Origin of the sequence: Bacillus sp. S2(2024), assembly GCF_050474045.1 — a bacterium.
GTDB classification, from domain to species: Bacteria; Bacillota; Bacilli; order Bacillales; family Bacillaceae_G; genus Bacillus_A; species Bacillus_A yunxiaonensis.
On the sequence record NZ_JBFLUS010000003.1, the window covers coordinates 3,167,908 to 3,186,346 of the forward strand.

20 protein-coding genes are annotated in these 18,439 nt (G+C 37.2%); 1 reads left to right on the plus strand and 19 read right to left on the minus strand.

What is annotated here, in order from left to right:
- Positions 1 to 8: 8 nt before the first annotated feature.
- Positions 9 to 1,127 carry a tripeptidase T gene (locus AB1284_RS15985; RefSeq protein ID WP_429753948.1) on the minus strand — a complete coding sequence of 373 codons (1,119 nt, stop codon included), beginning with the start codon at positions 1,125 to 1,127 and terminating at the stop codon, positions 9 to 11.
- Positions 1,128 to 1,486: 359 nt separating this feature from the next.
- On the opposite strand from AB1284_RS15985, the gene prli42 reads away from it, so the two are divergent.
- The gene (gene prli42, locus AB1284_RS15990; RefSeq protein ID WP_336481567.1) at positions 1,487 to 1,579 is read left to right on the plus strand and encodes a stressosome-associated protein Prli42; all 93 of its coding nucleotides are present in this window, start codon (positions 1,487 to 1,489) and stop codon (positions 1,577 to 1,579) included.
- A 21-nt stretch (positions 1,580 to 1,600) separates the two neighbouring features.
- Here prli42 and AB1284_RS15995 read toward each other — a convergent pair whose 3' ends face one another.
- The 18 genes from AB1284_RS15995 to yqiS all read right to left on the minus strand — a co-directional run bounded on the left by AB1284_RS15995 (position 1,601) and on the right by yqiS (position 18,337).
- Positions 1,601 to 1,840, minus strand: a complete 240-nt coding sequence (locus AB1284_RS15995) for a DUF3894 domain-containing protein (protein ID WP_429753947.1) — start codon at positions 1,838 to 1,840, stop codon at positions 1,601 to 1,603.
- A gap of 138 nt (positions 1,841 to 1,978) precedes the next feature.
- The gene (locus AB1284_RS16000; protein WP_429753946.1) at positions 1,979 to 2,569 is read right to left on the minus strand and encodes a L,D-transpeptidase; all 591 of its coding nucleotides are present in this window, start codon (positions 2,567 to 2,569) and stop codon (positions 1,979 to 1,981) included.
- A gap of 17 nt (positions 2,570 to 2,586) precedes the next feature.
- Positions 2,587 to 3,555 carry an aromatic acid exporter family protein gene (locus AB1284_RS16005; protein WP_429753945.1) on the minus strand — a complete coding sequence of 323 codons (969 nt, stop codon included), beginning with the start codon at positions 3,553 to 3,555 and terminating at the stop codon, positions 2,587 to 2,589.
- Positions 3,556 to 3,809: 254 nt separating this feature from the next.
- Positions 3,810 to 4,532 carry an amino acid ABC transporter ATP-binding protein gene (locus tag AB1284_RS16010; protein ID WP_429753944.1) on the minus strand — a complete coding sequence of 241 codons (723 nt, stop codon included), beginning with the start codon at positions 4,530 to 4,532 and terminating at the stop codon, positions 3,810 to 3,812.
- A complete protein-coding gene (locus AB1284_RS16015) occupies positions 4,525 to 5,184 on the minus strand; it encodes an amino acid ABC transporter permease (protein ID WP_429753943.1) in 660 nt (219 codons plus the stop codon). The genes AB1284_RS16010 and AB1284_RS16015 overlap by 8 nt, the downstream gene beginning before the upstream one ends.
- A gap of 36 nt (positions 5,185 to 5,220) precedes the next feature.
- Entirely contained in the window at positions 5,221 to 6,000 is a 780-nt protein-coding gene (locus AB1284_RS16020; protein ID WP_429753942.1) for a transporter substrate-binding domain-containing protein, read from the minus strand.
- Positions 6,001 to 6,235: 235 nt separating this feature from the next.
- Positions 6,236 to 6,649, minus strand: coding sequence for a BrxA/BrxB family bacilliredoxin (locus AB1284_RS16025; protein ID WP_429754442.1), 414 nt, complete (start codon positions 6,647 to 6,649; stop codon positions 6,236 to 6,238).
- Positions 6,650 to 6,805: 156 nt separating this feature from the next.
- Positions 6,806 to 7,213 (minus strand): YjdF family protein, encoded by a 408-nt coding sequence (locus AB1284_RS16030; RefSeq protein WP_429753941.1) that lies wholly within the window; start codon positions 7,211 to 7,213, stop codon positions 6,806 to 6,808.
- Between the two features lie 136 nt (positions 7,214 to 7,349).
- On the minus strand, positions 7,350 to 7,811 hold the full coding sequence (locus AB1284_RS16035) for an NUDIX hydrolase (RefSeq protein ID WP_429753940.1): 462 nt from the start codon (positions 7,809 to 7,811) through the stop codon (positions 7,350 to 7,352).
- 78 nt (positions 7,812 to 7,889) lie between these two features.
- Positions 7,890 to 8,594: a DUF421 domain-containing protein gene (locus AB1284_RS16040; protein ID WP_429753939.1), complete on the minus strand. Its 705-nt coding sequence runs from the start codon at positions 8,592 to 8,594 to the stop codon at positions 7,890 to 7,892.
- A 139-nt stretch (positions 8,595 to 8,733) separates the two neighbouring features.
- Positions 8,734 to 9,912 (minus strand): FtsW/RodA/SpoVE family cell cycle protein, encoded by a 1,179-nt coding sequence (locus tag AB1284_RS16045; RefSeq protein ID WP_429753938.1) that lies wholly within the window; start codon positions 9,910 to 9,912, stop codon positions 8,734 to 8,736.
- A 290-nt stretch (positions 9,913 to 10,202) separates the two neighbouring features.
- A complete protein-coding gene (locus AB1284_RS16050) occupies positions 10,203 to 11,519 on the minus strand; it encodes a dihydrolipoamide acetyltransferase family protein (protein WP_429753937.1) in 1,317 nt (438 codons plus the stop codon).
- Positions 11,520 to 11,534: 15 nt separating this feature from the next.
- The gene (gene bfmBAB / locus AB1284_RS16055) at positions 11,535 to 12,518 is read right to left on the minus strand and encodes a 3-methyl-2-oxobutanoate dehydrogenase subunit beta (protein WP_098310601.1); all 984 of its coding nucleotides are present in this window, start codon (positions 12,516 to 12,518) and stop codon (positions 11,535 to 11,537) included.
- Positions 12,519 to 12,531: 13 nt separating this feature from the next.
- Entirely contained in the window at positions 12,532 to 13,533 is a 1,002-nt protein-coding gene (bfmBAA, locus tag AB1284_RS16060; RefSeq protein WP_098310600.1) for a 3-methyl-2-oxobutanoate dehydrogenase subunit alpha, read from the minus strand.
- Positions 13,534 to 13,614: 81 nt separating this feature from the next.
- Positions 13,615 to 15,036, minus strand: a complete 1,422-nt coding sequence (gene lpdA / locus AB1284_RS16065) for a dihydrolipoyl dehydrogenase (RefSeq protein WP_429753936.1) — start codon at positions 15,034 to 15,036, stop codon at positions 13,615 to 13,617.
- Positions 15,037 to 15,041: 5 nt separating this feature from the next.
- Complete coding sequence (gene buk, locus AB1284_RS16070; RefSeq protein ID WP_429753935.1) at positions 15,042 to 16,145, minus strand: butyrate kinase; 1,104 nt, start codon at positions 16,143 to 16,145, stop codon at positions 15,042 to 15,044.
- 87 nt (positions 16,146 to 16,232) lie between these two features.
- Positions 16,233 to 17,333, minus strand: coding sequence for a leucine dehydrogenase (locus AB1284_RS16075; protein ID WP_377880645.1), 1,101 nt, complete (start codon positions 17,331 to 17,333; stop codon positions 16,233 to 16,235).
- 104 nt (positions 17,334 to 17,437) lie between these two features.
- Positions 17,438 to 18,337, minus strand: a complete 900-nt coding sequence (gene yqiS / locus AB1284_RS16080; RefSeq protein WP_429753934.1) for a phosphate butyryltransferase — start codon at positions 18,335 to 18,337, stop codon at positions 17,438 to 17,440.
- Positions 18,338 to 18,439: the final 102 nt, after the last annotated feature.

Below are 18,439 nucleotides of genomic sequence, written 5' to 3' on the forward strand. Positions count from 1 at the left end.
TTTCCACATTACTTCGCTACTTCTTCAATAATCGCAACAACCATTTCTGCTGTTTTTACTAATTCTTCAACAGGAATTTTTTCGTTTGTTGTATGAATTTCTTCATAACCAATTGCTAAGTTTACTGTTGGAATACCATGTCCAGCAATTACGTTTGCATCGCTGCCGCCACCGCTTTGATGAAGAGATGGTGTACGACCGATTTTTTCAGCAGCACGTTTTGCAACTTCTACAACATGATCACCATCAGCAAATTTGAATCCTGGGTACATTACTTTTACTTCTACTTCCGCTTGTCCGCCCATTTCTTTAGCTGTAGATTCAAATGCTTCTTTCATTTTGCGAACTTGCTCTTGCATTTTTTCGTCTACTAAGGAACGTGCTTCAGCAAAAATTTCTACATAGTCACAAACGATATTTGTTTGTGTACCGCCTTCAAAACGACCGATATTTGCAGTTGTTTCAGAATCAATGCGGCCAAGTGGCATTTTTGCAATAGATTTTGCTGCAATTGTAATTGCAGATACACCTTTTTCTGGTGCTACACCTGCATGAGCTGTTTTACCGCGAATAATTGCATTTACTTTTGCTTGTGTTGGCGCTGCAACAACGATTTCTCCAACCTTTCCATCGCTGTCTAATGCATAACCATATTTCGCTGTAATACGTTCACGGTCTAATGCTTTTGCACCTACAAGACCAGATTCTTCACCAACTGTAATGATAAATTCGATTTTTCCGTGTGCAATATTTTTCTCTTTTAACACGCGAATTGCTTCAAACATTGATGCAAGTCCAGCTTTATCATCAGCACCTAAAATCGTTGTACCGTCTGATACGATATAACCGTCTTGAATAGACGGCTTAATTCCTTTACCAGGAACAACTGTATCCATATGAGAAGTAAAGTAAATTGTATCTACGCCTTCTTTTGTTGCTGGTAATGTACAAACTAAGTTACCAGCACCGTGACCAGTCTCACCCATTGTATCGTCTTCAAATACTTCAACGCCTAAAGAAGAGAATTTTTCTTTTAATACTTTGCAAATTTCAGCTTCGTATTTTGTTTCAGAGTCTACTTGCACAAGTTCCATAAATTCATTCACTAAACGTTCTTGATTAATCATGAGAATGCGCCTCCTGCATTATGTATGTAACAATGACTATTATAGCAGAATTTCGTAAAATTTTCGAAAGAGATGGTACAAGATGTTTTTCACATTATTTTATAATCACAATAACCTTACTACTTTCAATTTTGTCTTAGTAAATCCCTTGTCTCCTTTTTTATTTCTCGTTACAATAAAGTGAAACTTCTATCAGTGGGGGTTTTCATCCCCCCACTGATGGAAAGCTCTCACCAATCGGGCGCATGCCAGCAGTTATCCCCCACTTATCTTCTTCGCTTTTCTCTAAATCTTGAGTTGGGGGTCTTACTGCCCGCGAATAACGGGATAAATAGAAGAGATTCGTAAGGAGGATCAATATGAATAAAAAAACTCAAAAAATTATGGTTTATGTTATGTTAATTACAATGCTTATAACAACATTGCTTACTGGGATAAGTATGTTTTGGTAAACAAGGACTGCTTTGTCCTTGTTATTTTATAATAATCACAATACCAGCGATACTAAACGCAAGTCCCATCGCGAGTGCTAGTACAAAGCTGCTGTAATGTTTCTGATAAAAAGCGGCTATTGCAAAAGTAAAATTGAGAAGAGAAATAAAAAAGATAGCTATAGTGAACGGAAAGATATTAAAAATAGCCAATATAAAAGCAATAACAGAAAGAAATGCTACCAAAAATTGAATGTATGGTAAGCTCTGATTTATATACATAACAGCAACCCCTTTTCACCAAACCTTTATTTAAGCTCCCATTAACGAACAATAAAGTGAAACTTCCATCAGTAGGGGTCTTACTGCTCGCGAATAGCGGGATAAACCTCCCTCAAGAAAGGAAACTTCAATTTATCTTCATAAACGCATTCTATATGTACACGTATCAAGACAAGATTCAATACAATAAAAAGCCAACATATACTGCTGGCCTTTTTCGTAAGCAATCGCGCCTTTTTCTTTTGCAAGCTGCTCAAATGATTTTTTTGATTTAACAATCCATACTTTTGTTCCAATTGGAACCTGATCGTATAAATACTCTACATCTTTTTTATACATGCGAATACACCCTTGCGAAACATATTTGCCAATCGAGCTTGGCTGATTCGTTCCGTGTATTCCATATTTACTGCCATCCGTACCTCGGGCATTAAACCCAATCCATCTAGAACCGAGTGGATTTTCCGGTGAACCACCTGGAATATTCTTTGCAATATAATATGGATTTTTTACTTTCATCACAACATCAAATGTACCCTCTGGCGTCAAATCATTCGTTTTACCTGTTCCAACTGGAAATGTATTTTGTATCTTTCCATCATGAATATATGCAAGTTGGTTCGTTTGTTTATTGACGATAATAAGCGGATCACCAACACGTGGATTTTCACCAAGCGGCCAAAGCGGCGATAGGGAAATAAATAATATGAATGAAAGAAGATATGGCATATCTCATTCCTTCCTTCTTATATTAATTCTTTGATATTATATTTCCCTTTAAATCGGCTTTTAATGAGTAAATATTGCTCTATTTCATAGACGAGTTGAAAGAGCTTAGCACGTGTTTCAAATTCTTCTCGCGTTTTTGGAAGCGGCATTTCCCGAAAGATTTCTCGCATCTCCTGCAGTTGCCTTAATGAAATAACCCCCGTACTTTCTGGGCTAATTGCAGTCCCAATATTTTCAATTACATCCGCCACCATACCCGCTTGTTCATATGACCAAGATAACGAAGCGGCTAATGGCATGATTCTTTCTAAAATTTCATACTGCTGCTGGCGCATTTGAAAATAACGATAGTAGTAATCATCTTCACGCATAAATTGATTTTCTAACTTTTTGAAAGACAAATCTTTTGCCTTTTCAAGTAATTCTTCCGTTTCAATTAACTCTTTTCCATTCCACACACTATCACGATTTCTTAAATATGCAGCCATTTCAAAAAGAATCGTCTTAAAATTAGATTCTACCTTTTGTTGATACTCTTTTAATTCACTTTCAACGCTTGGCATATACAAGTTAATTAACAAAGCAACACTAATTCCAACTGTTAAAATTGCAATCTCATTTCCAACAATTAACCACGTAATTTTTTGCAATGAAAATAAATGCATAACAATAACAGAGCTTGTAACAATCCCCTCTTGAATCTTCAGCATAACTGCAGTTGGAATAAACAGAAGTAATAAAAGTCCAAGTGCTAGCGGTGTATACCCTATCGATTCAAAAATAAAAAATGCAAACACCATAGAAAGTAAACAAGCTAAAAAGCGATGAATAGATACTTCTAATGATTTTCTTTTTGTATTTTGTACACATAAAATAACAAGAATGCCGGCTGTGCTATAAAACTCCAAATGAAAGAATTGAGCAATCCACACAGCCAAGGCAGTTCCAGCTGCTGTTTTCACTGTTCGATATCCAATTTTAAACATATTAACGCTCCTATTATGTACGAACTACTTTTAAAATAAGTATACAGTGAAACTTCCATCAGTGGGGGATTTTTTCATCCCCCACTGATGGTTAGTTGAACCAATCGGGCTTTTACGGGCAGTTATCACCCACCTATCTTCCTTGCTTCTCTCTGAATTTTGAGGTGGGGACTTACTGCCCGTTAATGCGGGATAAAGAAAAGGATGACGCAATGTCATCCTTTTTCCATTATTATTCACGCAACTTTTACATATTACAACATTTTTTGCAAAAATTCTTGGGCACGCTTGCTTTCCGGTGCTGTAAAAAACTGCTCTGGCTTCGCATCTTCGACAAGTTTTCCCCCGTCTAAAAAGAGCACACGATCGGCCACTTCTTTGGCAAAGCCCATTTCGTGTGTTACAATCGCCATCGTCATTCCTGTCGTTGCAAGAGATTTCATAACTTCTAGTACTTCTTTTACCATCTCTGGGTCTAGTGCTGAAGTCGGTTCATCAAAAAGCATAGCGTCCGGTTCCATTGCTAATGCTCTTGCAATTGCAACACGCTGTTTTTGTCCACCAGAAAGGCGATTTGGATATGCATCCTTTTTCTCAAGTAATCCCACTCTTTCTAATAATTCTTCAGCCTTTTTTACTGCCTCATCCTTTGAGATACCTTTTACTGTAAGAGGAGCATACGTAATATTTTCTAACACTGTCATATGAGGGAATAAGTGAAAATGCTGAAATACCATCCCAACATGCTGACGAACTTCCATAATATCTGTATTCGTATTTGTTACCTCTTGATTGCCAATCCAAATTTGTCCGTTCGATGGTACTTCTAATAAATTCATGCAACGTAAAAACGTTGATTTCCCTGAACCAGACGGCCCAATAATCGCTACTACTTCGCCCTGTCCAATTGTTGTTGTAATATCTTTTAATACTTCGTTATTTCCAAATGATTTATGAAGGTTTTTAATTTTAATCACTTTTCTTCATTCTCCCTTCAACCGCTTTTCCAATGAATGTAAGAATAATAACGAGAATGTAATAAATCATACCGACAAATAAAAGTGGTTCAAAATATGACAATGTCTCTCCGCCAACAATATATGCGCGGCGCATTAAATCTGTTGCGCCTATCACAGTAACAACTGCTGACTCTTTCGTTAATGTAACAAATTCATTTACTAATGCTGGTAAAATGTTCTTTAATGCTTGCGGTAAAATAATATTTCGCATCATTTTTCCATATGGAACACCGAGTGCCATCGCTGCTTCTGTTTGTCCTTTATCAACCGCCTGAATTCCGGCGCGAATAACTTCCGACATATACGCACCTGAGTTTAAACTAAATGCTAAAACTGCTGCTAAAAATGCCGAAATATCATATCCTGTAAGTTGAGGGAGACCATAATAAATAAGCATTAATTGTAGTACAAGCGGTGTACCACGGAAAATAGATGTATAGAAATCAGCAATAATACCTAAAACTTTAACTCTAGCAATTTTACAAAGCGCCAAAAGCGTACCTAGCGCAAAACCAAGCAAAGAAGCTACAAAAACAATTTTTAACGTTACTTCTAATCCCTTTAATATATACGGTATTGATGGCGTAATTTGCGAAAAATCCAAGTTCATCCTAAGTCAGCCCTCTCCAGAAGATGGAAAGGCGGCTTATTTCTCGCCGCCAAACCATTTCTTCACTAATTTATCCATTTCTCCATTTTCTTTCATTTTCTTAATCACCTTATTAAACTCCGCTGTCTTATCACTATTTTTCGGAAGCGCAATTGCTGAACCAGCTTCATCCGCAGCTTCCGGAATTTCTACACTCTTTAACTCTTTATTTTTTTCTAAATACCCTTTTGCTACTGTATCTTCTAAAATAATTGCATCAAAACGGCCTGCTTGAATTTCTTGAATTAGTTCTGGTATACGGTCACGTCCTTCAAATTGGAACGATACTTGTTTTTGTAAATTCTTTGCCTTTTCTTCTTGAATTGATCCTGTTTGTACTCCTACTTTTTTACCTTGCAAATCTTGCAATGTTTTAATATTTGAACCTGCTTTAGAAATAATCAAGTTTTTAGAAGTAAAATAAATGTCCGTAAAATCAGCATTTTTCTTACGTTCTGCTGTCGGTGTCATCCCAGCCATTACAAAGTCAACTTTTCCAGCTTCTAATGATGCTAACAATCCGCTAAAATCCATGTCTTTGATTTTAACTTTATAGCCTAATTCTTTACTGATATAGTTCATAACATCAATATCGAAACCGATAATGTCGTCACTCTTTTTCGCATCGACATATTCAAATGGTTTATAATCTGCAGAAGTTCCCATTACTAAAACTTTATTTTTATTAGTACTTCCTGCTTCTTCACGCTTACTACAAGCTCCGAATATACTTACGATTAATATAAGTGCAAGTGAAATTGATAAAAATTTCTTCATTACTTCTCCTCCTAAAAGTTGTATATTTAATATTTTTATAGAATTTTTATTCGTTGAATGTATTGTAGCAATTAATTTATTTTTATGCAATAAATAAAATAAAAATAAATTAATTTTATTCTCCCTACATATCATTACCAGTATATAAACTGCATAATTTTATGCATAAACAACTGATTTTATGTATAAAAAAGAACCGTTAAGATTTCATTCTTAACGGTTCTAAAAACGTATATTACATTTCATCACAATGTTCTTCAAAGTACGATTGTAATTTAGCAATAACTTGCATTGGTTCATGACCTTCAATTTCATGACGCTCAACCATTGTCACAATCTTACCGTCTTTTAATAATGCAAACGACGGAGATGACGGTGGATATCCTTCAAAATATTCACGAGCACGTGCTGTTGCTTCTTTATCTTGGCCTGCAAATACAGTAACAAGATTATCTGGGCGTTTATCATAATGAACAGAATGCGCTGCTGCTGGACGGGCAATTCCCCCTGCACAGCCGCATACAGAGTTTACCATTACAAGTGTTGTACCTTTCTTTTGCAGCGCTTCATCTACAGCTTCTGGAGTTGTTAATTCTGTATAACCAGCTGCCACGATTTCTTCGCGTGCTTGACGGACAACATCATTCATAAAAAAGTTGAAATTAATCAAAGTTTTCCCTCCTTACATATCTCTATCTGTATCTTACCAATAACCCTTTCTAAAATACAAGTAAACTTACTTGCTTTGTGTAGTTATCATTTACTAAGAAAAACGTCTTAGAGACCTTGCTCTAAGACGTTTTTCTTAGTGACCACGATGCTTCTGTTTCGCTTTCTGCACTTTTAACGCACGTTTTTTCCGTTTTTCTACTTCTCGCATTTCTTTCGATTGCACTTGCTTCTCTTGTTTATGCACTTCATACGATAACTGAATCGCTTCTTGTGCTTTCGTAAATTTTGAAGTTTTTAATTCTCTTGCGGCTTGCCGAATCATGCGCTTTACATTTTTCGGACGTTTTTGCTGTTTAATCTCTACTCCACATTTAGCAAAACGATCAAAATACGGTAACAACGTATCATTTACAAACAAAAGCACTTCTTCATCAGACGGTTCAGTACCAAAAATGTGCCGTACTGCATACAACTTTCCATTTTCTTCTCTTTCAATCATTCCTACAAAATACTGACCGTCATGATATACTGTCAATTTCATTGACAGCCCCTCCTTTACAAACTTATTCAGAAATGCTGGACATCCCGGAGGGGAAGGTTACTGACATAGAAATTATGCGTCCGGACTACCAACCGGAACTGTGTTTTCACATTTCTCTCTCCATTATATTACATTTTTACTTATTTTGTATCATTTCTACATATACTTCAATCATTCTTTTATGCGATCCTACAATATACTCTGGTAATTCTGTAACCGGAAAAAACTTTAATTGTATTGCTTCTTTTTTGTTTGCAATAGGTTCCCCTTCATAATCATGCGTATAATATGCAGTCGTTACTGCTTGGAATTCGTCACCATTTGCTAGTTTCACAAAATGTTTTGCACCTGAAAACACATTAATGAGCTGCAAATTCTTCACACGAATGCCAGCTTCTTCATACACCTCACGGTATGCAGTTTCTTCTGGTGATTCCCCCAGCTCCATTAATCCCCCAAGAAGTCCCCATTTCCCATACGGTTCTTGTCTTTGTTGTAATAATACTTCCCCGTCTTTATTCAATACGAGAACAACTGAACCGACTAAAATTAAAGGGCGATGACCAACTATTTTCCGTAACTCCTCCACATATCCCATTCCAACAAACCTTTCTTTTTTATTTCCTTGTCCACACCATTGTATCATATGTATAAAATGGAAAAATGCGTAATTTTTTTACTTTTTAAGCAAAATATTTATTTGTCCCTTTTCATCTACCGTCGCTAATTCAATCAATTGAATAGGTCCTCTTTGCTTTAACTCGTCTTTTACCCACTCTTCTGTTTTTTCTATTAAAGCAAGAACATCTTTTTGGATACTCCCATTCTTTACCAAGACAAATGTAATAGGTGATTGTTCTACGTATATTTTCATATCTTTTCGAGAAATTGTTTCATGTGCTGCATATTGAAATACTGAAACGACTCCACTCGCTTCCCATAAAGCTAACTTTACCGTTTGAATATCCGTAATCCCCTGCAATCTCAGCTCAGAAAACAAATATTCTACTGTAATCCGTGCTTTCTTTAAATTATTAAATTGAACGGAACCATTATGTATAAGAATAATAGGAGCAGGTTCTAAAAAGCGTCTCCACCAATCCACCTTTAATGTCAAAATAGAACTTACTATATGAAGTACTACGAGAACAAATGTTGTAATCAGAGAACCGAGAAGGCCTACTCTTTCATCAGATAATGCGTTCGATATATTTCCGCCTAATAATAGCACTAGCACAAGATCTAAAAAACGAAGCTGAGCAATAGAGCGCTGTCCCATTGCCTTTGCAACAATAATCAAAAACATATATGCCAATATGGCACGCAACATCCACTCTCCATTTGAAAGGTAACGTGCCCCTTCAAAAATATGTATATGCATAAATCGCACTCCTCAAGTAAACATTATTACAAAAACTGAATAACCTACTACATTCTCTTTAGTTTATGTTTATTGAGGATACCTATGTAAAAAAACTGATCCGCATACAAACGGATCAGTTTTTTAATCTATATATTCTTTAGCTAACAGAAAACATATACTTTTTGTATGTCTTTCTTACTGCTAATATGAGTCCCACTAGCATCATATTAGAGAACAAGGAGCTTCCTCCATATGATAAAAACGGAAGAGATATTCCTTTTACTGGCATTAATCCAACAATCATTCCAATGTTTTGAAAAATCTGCAGTGCTAAAATACCAATTGCTCCCGCACATACTAATGTACCAAATAGGTTATCTGCTGCAAATCCCACTATGGTTATTCGATAAATAAGAAGAAGAAATATAAATACAATGAAAGCTGCAAAAATAAATCCTCCATCTTCAGCAATAGTAGCAAAAATAAAGTCTGTATGTTTTTCTGGAATATAGACACTTCCATGCCCAATTCCTTTCCCTTCCATACCACCACTACCAACTGCTAAAATTGATTGTTGTGTTTGATATCCTTGATCTGTATAGTCAAAAGGTGCCAACCAACCTAAGATTCGTGACTGTTGATGTGGTTTTAGCAAAGGAATTAACTTATTAAAAAGAATACTTGGATATTCAAAGTAAATATATATTAATGTACCTATTATTACACTTGGAACAACTGTCAATAGTGCAAGCAGCTTCCTCTGAATACCTGACATAAAAATAATACAAACAATTGCTGAACCATATAAGAAAACCATCCCCGTATCAGGTTGCTGATACACAAAAAGCGATGGCGGAATTGCTACTAATACAATTTTCCCTACAAGCAATAAGTCAGTTTTAAATGTTCTTACCATATATTTTTCATTATGCTTTACTGCTAAACTTGCAACTAAAACAACTAAGGCAATCTTAAAAAATTCAGAAGGTTGTATCGACCCTAAAATTGGGAATCTAAACCATCTTTTTGCACCTAAAATTTCCGGTGTAAATTTTGATACTGGTAATATACGAAGTATTACAATAGAAGCAAACCCAACAATGTAAAAAGGCCAAGCTAACTTTTGAATTTGATCCGTATCCATACTTGCAACAAGTAATAGTAATACAGTTCCTATTATATAATTAATTCCTTGTTGCAACGCGAAATTTGTTGTTCCATACTGTCCTGTTTGTTGACTACTGTATATAGCAACTAAACTTGTTACACATAAAATACCTAAGATGAAAAGCAATTTCTTATCCAAACTTTTCTGAAATTCTGCAATAGCCTTCATGATATCCTCCTGAATCAACGTCACACATAAAATGAAACTTTCATGCTTGTACTCTTTATCTATCAAAATAGGAATACTTTTATTCTGTAGGGCCAAACAAATAAAAAAACAACCGTTATTTATTTTAGCTCTATATATGAGATATTGGCAATGTATTGTAGAAAATTTATAATACATAAACGTTCATTGTAAGATTAACATTGAAAGAAAGAAATTGGATAGAAGAAAAAAATTCCTTTTACAGCAAATCATAGCATATAAAAAAGGCTCGCAAGCGCGAGCCTTTTTTATTAATATACAGAAGTATTATCTGCAGACGTATTTTCAAGAATTTCTTTCACACGGCCTAAGAACTTACCACAAATGAATCCATCCAGTACGCGATGGTCAAGAGATAGACATAAGTTAACCATATCACGTGCACCGAACATACCGTTATCCATAATTACTGGACGTTTCACGATAGATTCCACTTGTAAAATTGCCGCCTGTGGATAATTAATAATACCCATAGACTGAACAGAACCGAATGATCCTGTATTATTAATTGTAAATGTTCCACCTTGCATTTCGTCAGCTTTCAATGACTTCGTACGTACTTTCGTTGCAAGCTCAGTAATTTCACGAGCGATACCTTTAATTGTTTTCTCATCAGCATGCTTAATAACTGGAACGAATAGTTCATCGTCAGTTGCAACTGCGATAGAAAGGTTGATATCTTTCTTCTGAACAATTTTATCGCCAGCCCACATAGAATTAATTTGTGGATATTCTTTTAACGCTTGTGCAACAGCTTTTACAAAGAATGCAAAAAATGTTAAGTTGAAGCCTTCACGCTTTTTAAATTCGCCTTTAATTGAATTACGGTATGAAACAAGGTCTGTTACATCCACTTCAATCATCATCCAAGCATGCGGTGCTTCATGCTTACTGCGCAGCATGTTTGCAGCAATCGCTTTACGCACACCAGTCACTGGGATTTCAATATCTCCAGGCATTGTTGGTACAGATACTGGTTTTGCCGCTTCTGTTTTTGGAGCTGCTGGTGTAGCCGCAGCCTTTGGTGCTTCTTGTGTAATTGGTGCAGCTGCTGCTTCTTTCTTCGCACCTGCTTGTGGAATATTTCCAGATTCCACTAATTTTAAAATATCTTTACGCGTAATACGGCCATTTGTTCCCGTACCCTCTACTGCATCTAAATCAATATTATGTTCACCTGCAAGTTTTAATACAGCTGGTGAAAAGCGCGGCTTACCATCAGTTGGTTGCTTCGCTTTTGGCGCTACTGGTGCTGATGCAGCTGTCTCTGCTTTTGGCGCCTCTTCTGTTTTTTCTTCTACAGCTGTTGCAGCTACTTCATCCGCACCTTCAACTTGAATCATACAAATCACTTCACCGACAGCTAATGTTTCACCTTCGCCAGCGATTAACTCAGTAACAACCCCAGTGAAAGAAGATGGTACTTCTGCGTTTACTTTATCTGTCATTACTTCTGCAAGCGGATCATATTTATTTACATGATCACCAACAGAAACAAGCCATTTACTAATTGTACCTTCCGTTACACTCTCCCCAAGCTGAGGCATCGTAATTTTTTCTACAGCCATGTATAGTCCCCCCGATTAAAATTCCGCAAGTTCGCGCATTGCTTTTTCAACTTTATCTGGATTTACCATAAAGAATTTTTCCATTGTTGGTGCATATGGCATTGCTGGAACGTCTGGACCTGCAAGACGAGCAATTGGTGCATCAAGGTCGAATAAGCAATTTTCTGCGATAATTGCTGCTACTTCACTCATAATGCTTCCTTCTTTATTATCTTCCGTTACAAGAAGAACTTTACCTGTTTTTGAAGCTGCTTCAATAATTGCTTCCTTATCTAACGGATATACAGTACGTAAATCAAGAATGTGAGCAGAAATGCCATCTTGTGCTAATTTTTCAGCAGCTTGAAGAGCAAAATGAACACATAATCCGTATGTGATAACAGTAATATCGTCACCCTCACGTTTTACGTCTGCTTTTCCGATTGGTAATACATAATCATCTTCCGGCACTTCACCTTTAATTAAGCGGTATGCACGTTTATGTTCAAAGAATAATACTGGATCTTCATCACGAATTGCTGCTTTTAATAAACCTTTTGCATCATACGGTGTAGAAGGAATAACAATTTTTAAACCAGGTTGATTTGCAAAAAGTGCTTCTACAGATTGAGAATGATACAATGCACCGTGAACACCGCCGCCAAATGGTGCGCGGATCGTGATTGGACAAGTCCAGTCATTGTTAGAACGGTAACGAATTTTTGCTGCTTCGGAAACAATTTGGTTTACCGCTGGCATAATGAAGTCAGCAAATTGCATTTCTGCAATTGGGCGCATTCCATACATCGCTGCACCGATTGCTACCCCAGCAATTGCCGATTCTGCAAGTGGTGTATCAAGCGCGCGCATTTCACCAAATTGATCATATAATCCAGTTGTCGCTTTAAATACGCCACCTTTTTTACCAACGTCTTCTCCTAATACAAATACTTTCTCATCGCGTTCCATTTCCTCGCGCATCGCTAATGTAATCGCGTCAATATAAGACATTACAGCCATGAAACGTTCCCCCTTATTCCGCGTATACGTGCTTTAATGCAGATTCTGGATCCGCATACGGAGCATTTTCTGCATATTCTGTTGCTTCGTTTACGATATGCATCACGTCATCTAACATTTGTTTTTCAGATTCCTCTGTTAAAATGCCTACTTCTTTTAAGTAGTTTGCAAATGTATAGATTGGATCTTTTTTCTTTGCTTCTTCTACTTCTTCTCTATCACGATACACACGATCATCATCATCACTAGAGTGTGCTGTTAAACGATAAGATACCGTTTCAATTAATGTTGGACCTTCACCACGGCGGCCACGATCTGCCGCTTCTTTTACAGCTTTATATACTTCAAGCGGGTCATTTCCGTCTACTGTGTATCCTGGCATACCATAACCGATTGCACGATCAGATACATTTTTACAAGCTAATTGTTTTTCAACTGGGATAGAGATTGCATATTTGTTATTCTCACACATGAAAATAACTGGTAATTTGTGTACTCCTGCAAAGTTTGCACCTTCATGGAAGTCACCTTGGTTAGAAGAACCTTCTCCAAATGTAACAAACGTTACTAAATCTTTTCCTTCCATCTGTCCTGCTAATGCAATACCTACTGCGTGCGGTACTTGCGTTGTAACTGGTGAAGAACCTGTTACGATGCGATTTTTCTTTTGTCCAAAGTGTCCAGGCATTTGACGTCCGCCAGAGTTTGGATCTTCTGCTTTTGCAAATCCAGATAGCATAAGCTCTTTTGCCGTCATACCAAATGCTAACACGACACCCATATCACGGTAATATGGTAATGCGTAGTCCTTTTCGCGATCAAGTGCAAATGCTGCGCCTACTTGTGCAGCTTCTTGCCCTTGACAAGAAATTACAAAAGGAATTTTCCCTGCACGGTTTAATAACCACATACGCTCGTCAATTTTACGTGCGAGTAACATCGTGCGATACATTTCTAATACTTGCTCATCGCTTAAGCCAAGCTCTTCATGGCGCTTTGCTTTTACTTCAGCCATTTTAACACCCTCCTAAATCCTTTTTACCACGCTCTATTATAAAGCAAGAACGATACACTATCCATTCCCACTGGTTCGCTTTTACCCGTGTAACGCTTTTCCATCAACTGCTAATGCAGCTTCGCCAATTGCTTCTGATAATGATGGATGCGGATGAATTGTATGTGCAACTTCCCAAGGCGTTGCATCTAATACTCTTGCAAGACCTGCTTCTGAGATCATATCAGTTACGTGTGGTCCAATCATGTGAACACCAAGAATATCATTTGTTTCTTTATCAACAACAAGTTTTACAAAACCATCAGACTCTCCGTACACAAGCGCTTTTCCGATTGCACGGAATGAAAATTTACCTACTTTTAATTTGTAGCCTTTTTCTTTTGCTTCTTGCTCTGTTAAACCGACAGAAGCAACCTCTGGGCTACTATATACACACTTAGATACCATAGAGTAATCAATTGGCATCGGCTCTTTTCCAGCAATATGTTCAACTGCTACAATTCCTTCATGAGAAGCAACGTGCGCAAGTTGCAAGCCACCAATTACATCGCCAATCGCATAAATGTGCGATTCTTTCGTTTGATAATATTCATTCGTTTGAATATAACCTTTTTCAACAACGATATCTGTATTTTCTAAGCCGATATTTTGTGTGTTTGCTTGTCTTCCAACAGATACAAGCATTTTTTCAGCTTTAAATTCTTTATTTTCACCGTTAAGTTCCGCTTGAATCGTAACACCATTGTCTTTTACTAAAGTTTCTGGTAATACTTTTGCACCAGTTACAATTTTAATGCCTTTTTTCTTAAGCAAACGTTGCATTTCTTTAGAAACGTCTTGATCTTCAAGTGGAAGAACATGTTTTGCATATTCAAGTACAGTTACTTCCACACCGAAATCAGCAAGCATAGATGCCCACTCAATACCGATTACACCGCCGCCAACAATAATGACAGATTCAGGAAGCGCTTCCATTTTTAGCGCATGATCAGATGACATAACATATTCACCATCAAGTTCAAGTCCTGGTAAAGAATTTGGACGTGATCCTGTTGCAACGATTACATTTTTCGGAATAAGCATTTCATTCTCTTCTCCGCTCGCTAATTCAACAGAAATCGTTCCTGGCATCGGTGAGAAAATAGATGGGCCAAGAATACGACCAATTCCTTCATACACATCGATTTTCCCTTGCTTCATTAAATGCTGAACACCTTTATGAAGCTGGCTAACAATTTTTTCTTTACGTTCTTGTACTTTTGCAAAATTTAATTCTACATTGCTCGTTACAACACCGAATTCTTCACCTTTTTTCGCAGTTGCAAAAACTTCAGCACTGCGAAGCAACGCTTTACTTGGAATACAACCTTTGTGTAAGCAAGTACCACCTAGGTTCTCCTTTTCAACAAGCGCTGTTTTTAGTCCTAATTGTGATGCACGAATAGCAGCAACATATCCGCCTGTACCGCCGCCAACAATAACTAAATCGTACTCTTTTGCCATATTTCTCAACCCCTAGCTACGGTTTCTTTTTCCCTTACAACATACTCTTTTGCAGCTTCTTCTTCACGAAGTACACGAAGCGCACCTTCTGCTAATGCTTGTAGTTCATCTTCTCCTGGATGTACAATGACATCGGCAATCCAATGAACACGCTCTTTAATTTCATCAACAAGAATTTTACTATATGCAAGTCCACCAGTTAAAACAATTGCATCTACTTTGCCATGAAGAACTGCACTTGCCGCGCCGATTTCTTTTGCAATTTGATATGCCATTGCCGTATAAACAAGTGTTGCTTCTGGATCACCTTGTTCTACCATCTTTTCTACTTTAATTGCATCATTTGTACCAAGTAAGCTTACTAAGCCTCCTTGTCCAACGATTTTTTTCATCATTTCGTCACGGTAATAGTCACCAGAGAAGCACATTTCTACAAGCTGACCTACCGGAACTGTTCCTGCACGTTCTGGACTGAATGGCCCTTCTCCATTTAAACCGTTATTTACATCAATAACTTTTCCTTTTTTATGAGCACCAACTGAAATACCGCCGCCCATATGTGCAATTAGTAAGTTTAAATCTTCATATTTACGATCAAGTTCTTTCGCAATTTTACGAGCTACTGCTTTTTGGTTTAGTGCATGAAAAATACTTCTTCGCTCCATGCCAGCTATTCCGCTAATACGGGCAATATCATCCATTTCATCTACAACTACTGGATCAACAATAAACGCTGGAATGTTAAGTCCAGAAGCGATTTCATATGCTAAAATACCTCCCAAATTGGAAGCATGATGACCACTATAACCATTTTTTAAATCTTCTAGCATAGCTTCGTTTACTGTATACGTACCACCTTCAATCGGACGAAGTAATCCTCCACGCCCACATACAGCATTTAACTTAGAAATATTAATACCATGAGAATGAAGCACCTCTAAAATAGTTTGCTTACGAAATTCATATTGATCAATAATACGCTTATATTTCCCAATCTGTTCTTCGTCATGACGAATTGTTTCTTCTAAAACAGGTCTTTCGTTATCAAAAACACCAATCTTCGTAGATGTACTACCAGGATTAATGACAAGAATTCGATTCACGGACAAGGCTGCTCCCTCCACCATTTATTTAGAAAGACAGCAGCAACTTCTAAATGAAGCCGCCACTGCTTTCACATTTACTTTTTCTATTAATTAGCGACGGCTTAAAATGTTATGGCCGTTACTTAAAAATGTGCTGCGTGTATTTTTTAAGCTTGCGATGCGCTCTTCAGCAAGACGATCTGCCGCTACATATGTTGGCACGCCATCACGTTTTGAAATTTCGATTACTTTTGCAATTGTGTCATAAATTGCTTCTACGCGTTTTAATGCACGCTCTCTATTGTATCCATATAACTCATCCGCTACGTTAATTACGCCACCTGCGTTAATTACATAGTCTGGTGCATATACGATACCCATTTCATGAACGATATCACCATGACGATCTTCTTTTAATTGGTTATTTGCAGAACCAGCAATTACTTTCGCTTTTAATTGTGGAATTGTTTCATCATTTACTGTTGCTCCTAATGCACATGGTGCATAGATATCACATTCTACACCGTAAATTTCGTTTGGTTCAACAGCAGTTGCACCAAATTCTTCTACAGCACGTTGTACCGCTTCTTTATTAATATCTGTAACAATTAATTTTGCACCTTCTGCATGTAGGTGTTTACATAAGTGATAAGCTACATTTCCTACACCTTGAACAGCAATTACTTTACCTTCTAAGCTATCTGTACCGAACGCTTCTTTTGCAGCTGCTTTCATACCAACGTATACGCCGTAAGCAGTTACTGGAGATGGGTTACCAGAAGAACCGAATGAAGGTGAAATACCTGTTACGAAATCTGTTTCTTCATGAATAATATCCATATCATCTACAGTTGTACCAACATCTTCTGCTGTAATGTAGCGGCCATTTAACCCTTGAATGTAACGACCTAATGCACGGAACATTGCTTCGCTCTTATCTTTACGTGGATCACCGATAATAACTGTTTTTGCACCGCCTAAGTTTAAACCAGCTGCTGCGTTTTTATATGTCATTCCTTTTGCAAGACGAAGAGCATCTTCAATTGCAGCTTCTTCAGAATCGTATGTCCACATTCTTGTTCCGCCAAGAGCTGGTCCAAGAGTTGTATCATGAATTGCAATAATTGCTTTTAATCCTGATTCTTTATCTTGACAGAATACTACTTGCTCGTAATCGTAAGTTTCTAAGTATTTGAAAATTTCTAATGTCATTGTAATTTCCCCCTCGATATGTTTACCATTTTCAATTTTAGCCCGTTATATTGGACTCATTTCCTTAATCATTAATGAAAATAAAACATGTACTGCAAGAAAGTTTATTTAGAAGCAGTCGCAACTGCCAATGCTAATGAATACACTTTTGTTTCTGCTGAATCTGCGCGAGATGTTAACACAATCGGTGCTTTTGCTCCGGCGATAATCGCTCCTACTTTTGCATTTGCAAAGTATACAAGCGATTTATATAATACATTTCCAGCTTCAATTGTTGGGACGAGTAAAATATCTGCTTTACCAGCTACATCACTTTGAATTCCTTTATGCTCTGCTGCAATTTGTGAAACAGCAATATCTAAAGCAAGTGGTCCATCAATGATACAATTTTTAATTTGTCCTCGACGATTCATTTGCGTTAACATCGCTGCATCAATTGTTGCTTGCATTGCTGGATTTACAACTTCTACAGCAGCAATTGGAGCTACTTTCGGTACCTCTACTCCTATTGCTCGGGCAACTTCAACTGCATTTTGTGCAATCGCCGCTTTTTGCTGTACATCTGGAGCGATATTCATCGCTGCATCTGTTATGAGGATAAAGCGATCATAATTTGGTACTTCAAAAGCTGCAACGTGTGATAGCACACTGCCTTTACGAAGACCCCACTCTTTATTCAATACCGCTTTCAAAATGTTAGCTGTTGGAATGTTGCCCTTCATAAGTACATCCGCTTCTCCGCCTCTTACAGCTTTTACTGCTAATTCAGCAGCTTCTGCATCCGATGTAGCGGAAATCACTTCAATATGTTCTGAAGGCTGTAATCCATGTTCCTGTAACATATTCATAATTATTTCTTGATTTCCATATAGACGAAATTGAGCTAACTGTAATTGAACAGCCTTTGCAACTGCTTCAATTACTTCATGATCTTCAGCTACTGCAACAGCAACTGTTTTTTTCGGCTGCTCCGCTGCCTGATCAATTAAAGTTTGTAACTTCATATTTTGTAATCAACCCTTCCTCGTCGTCCCTCGCTTATATATTAAAGCAAATATCGTGCCAACTTTTAAATTCCTTTTAAATATTTTTGAAAACGCCTTCAA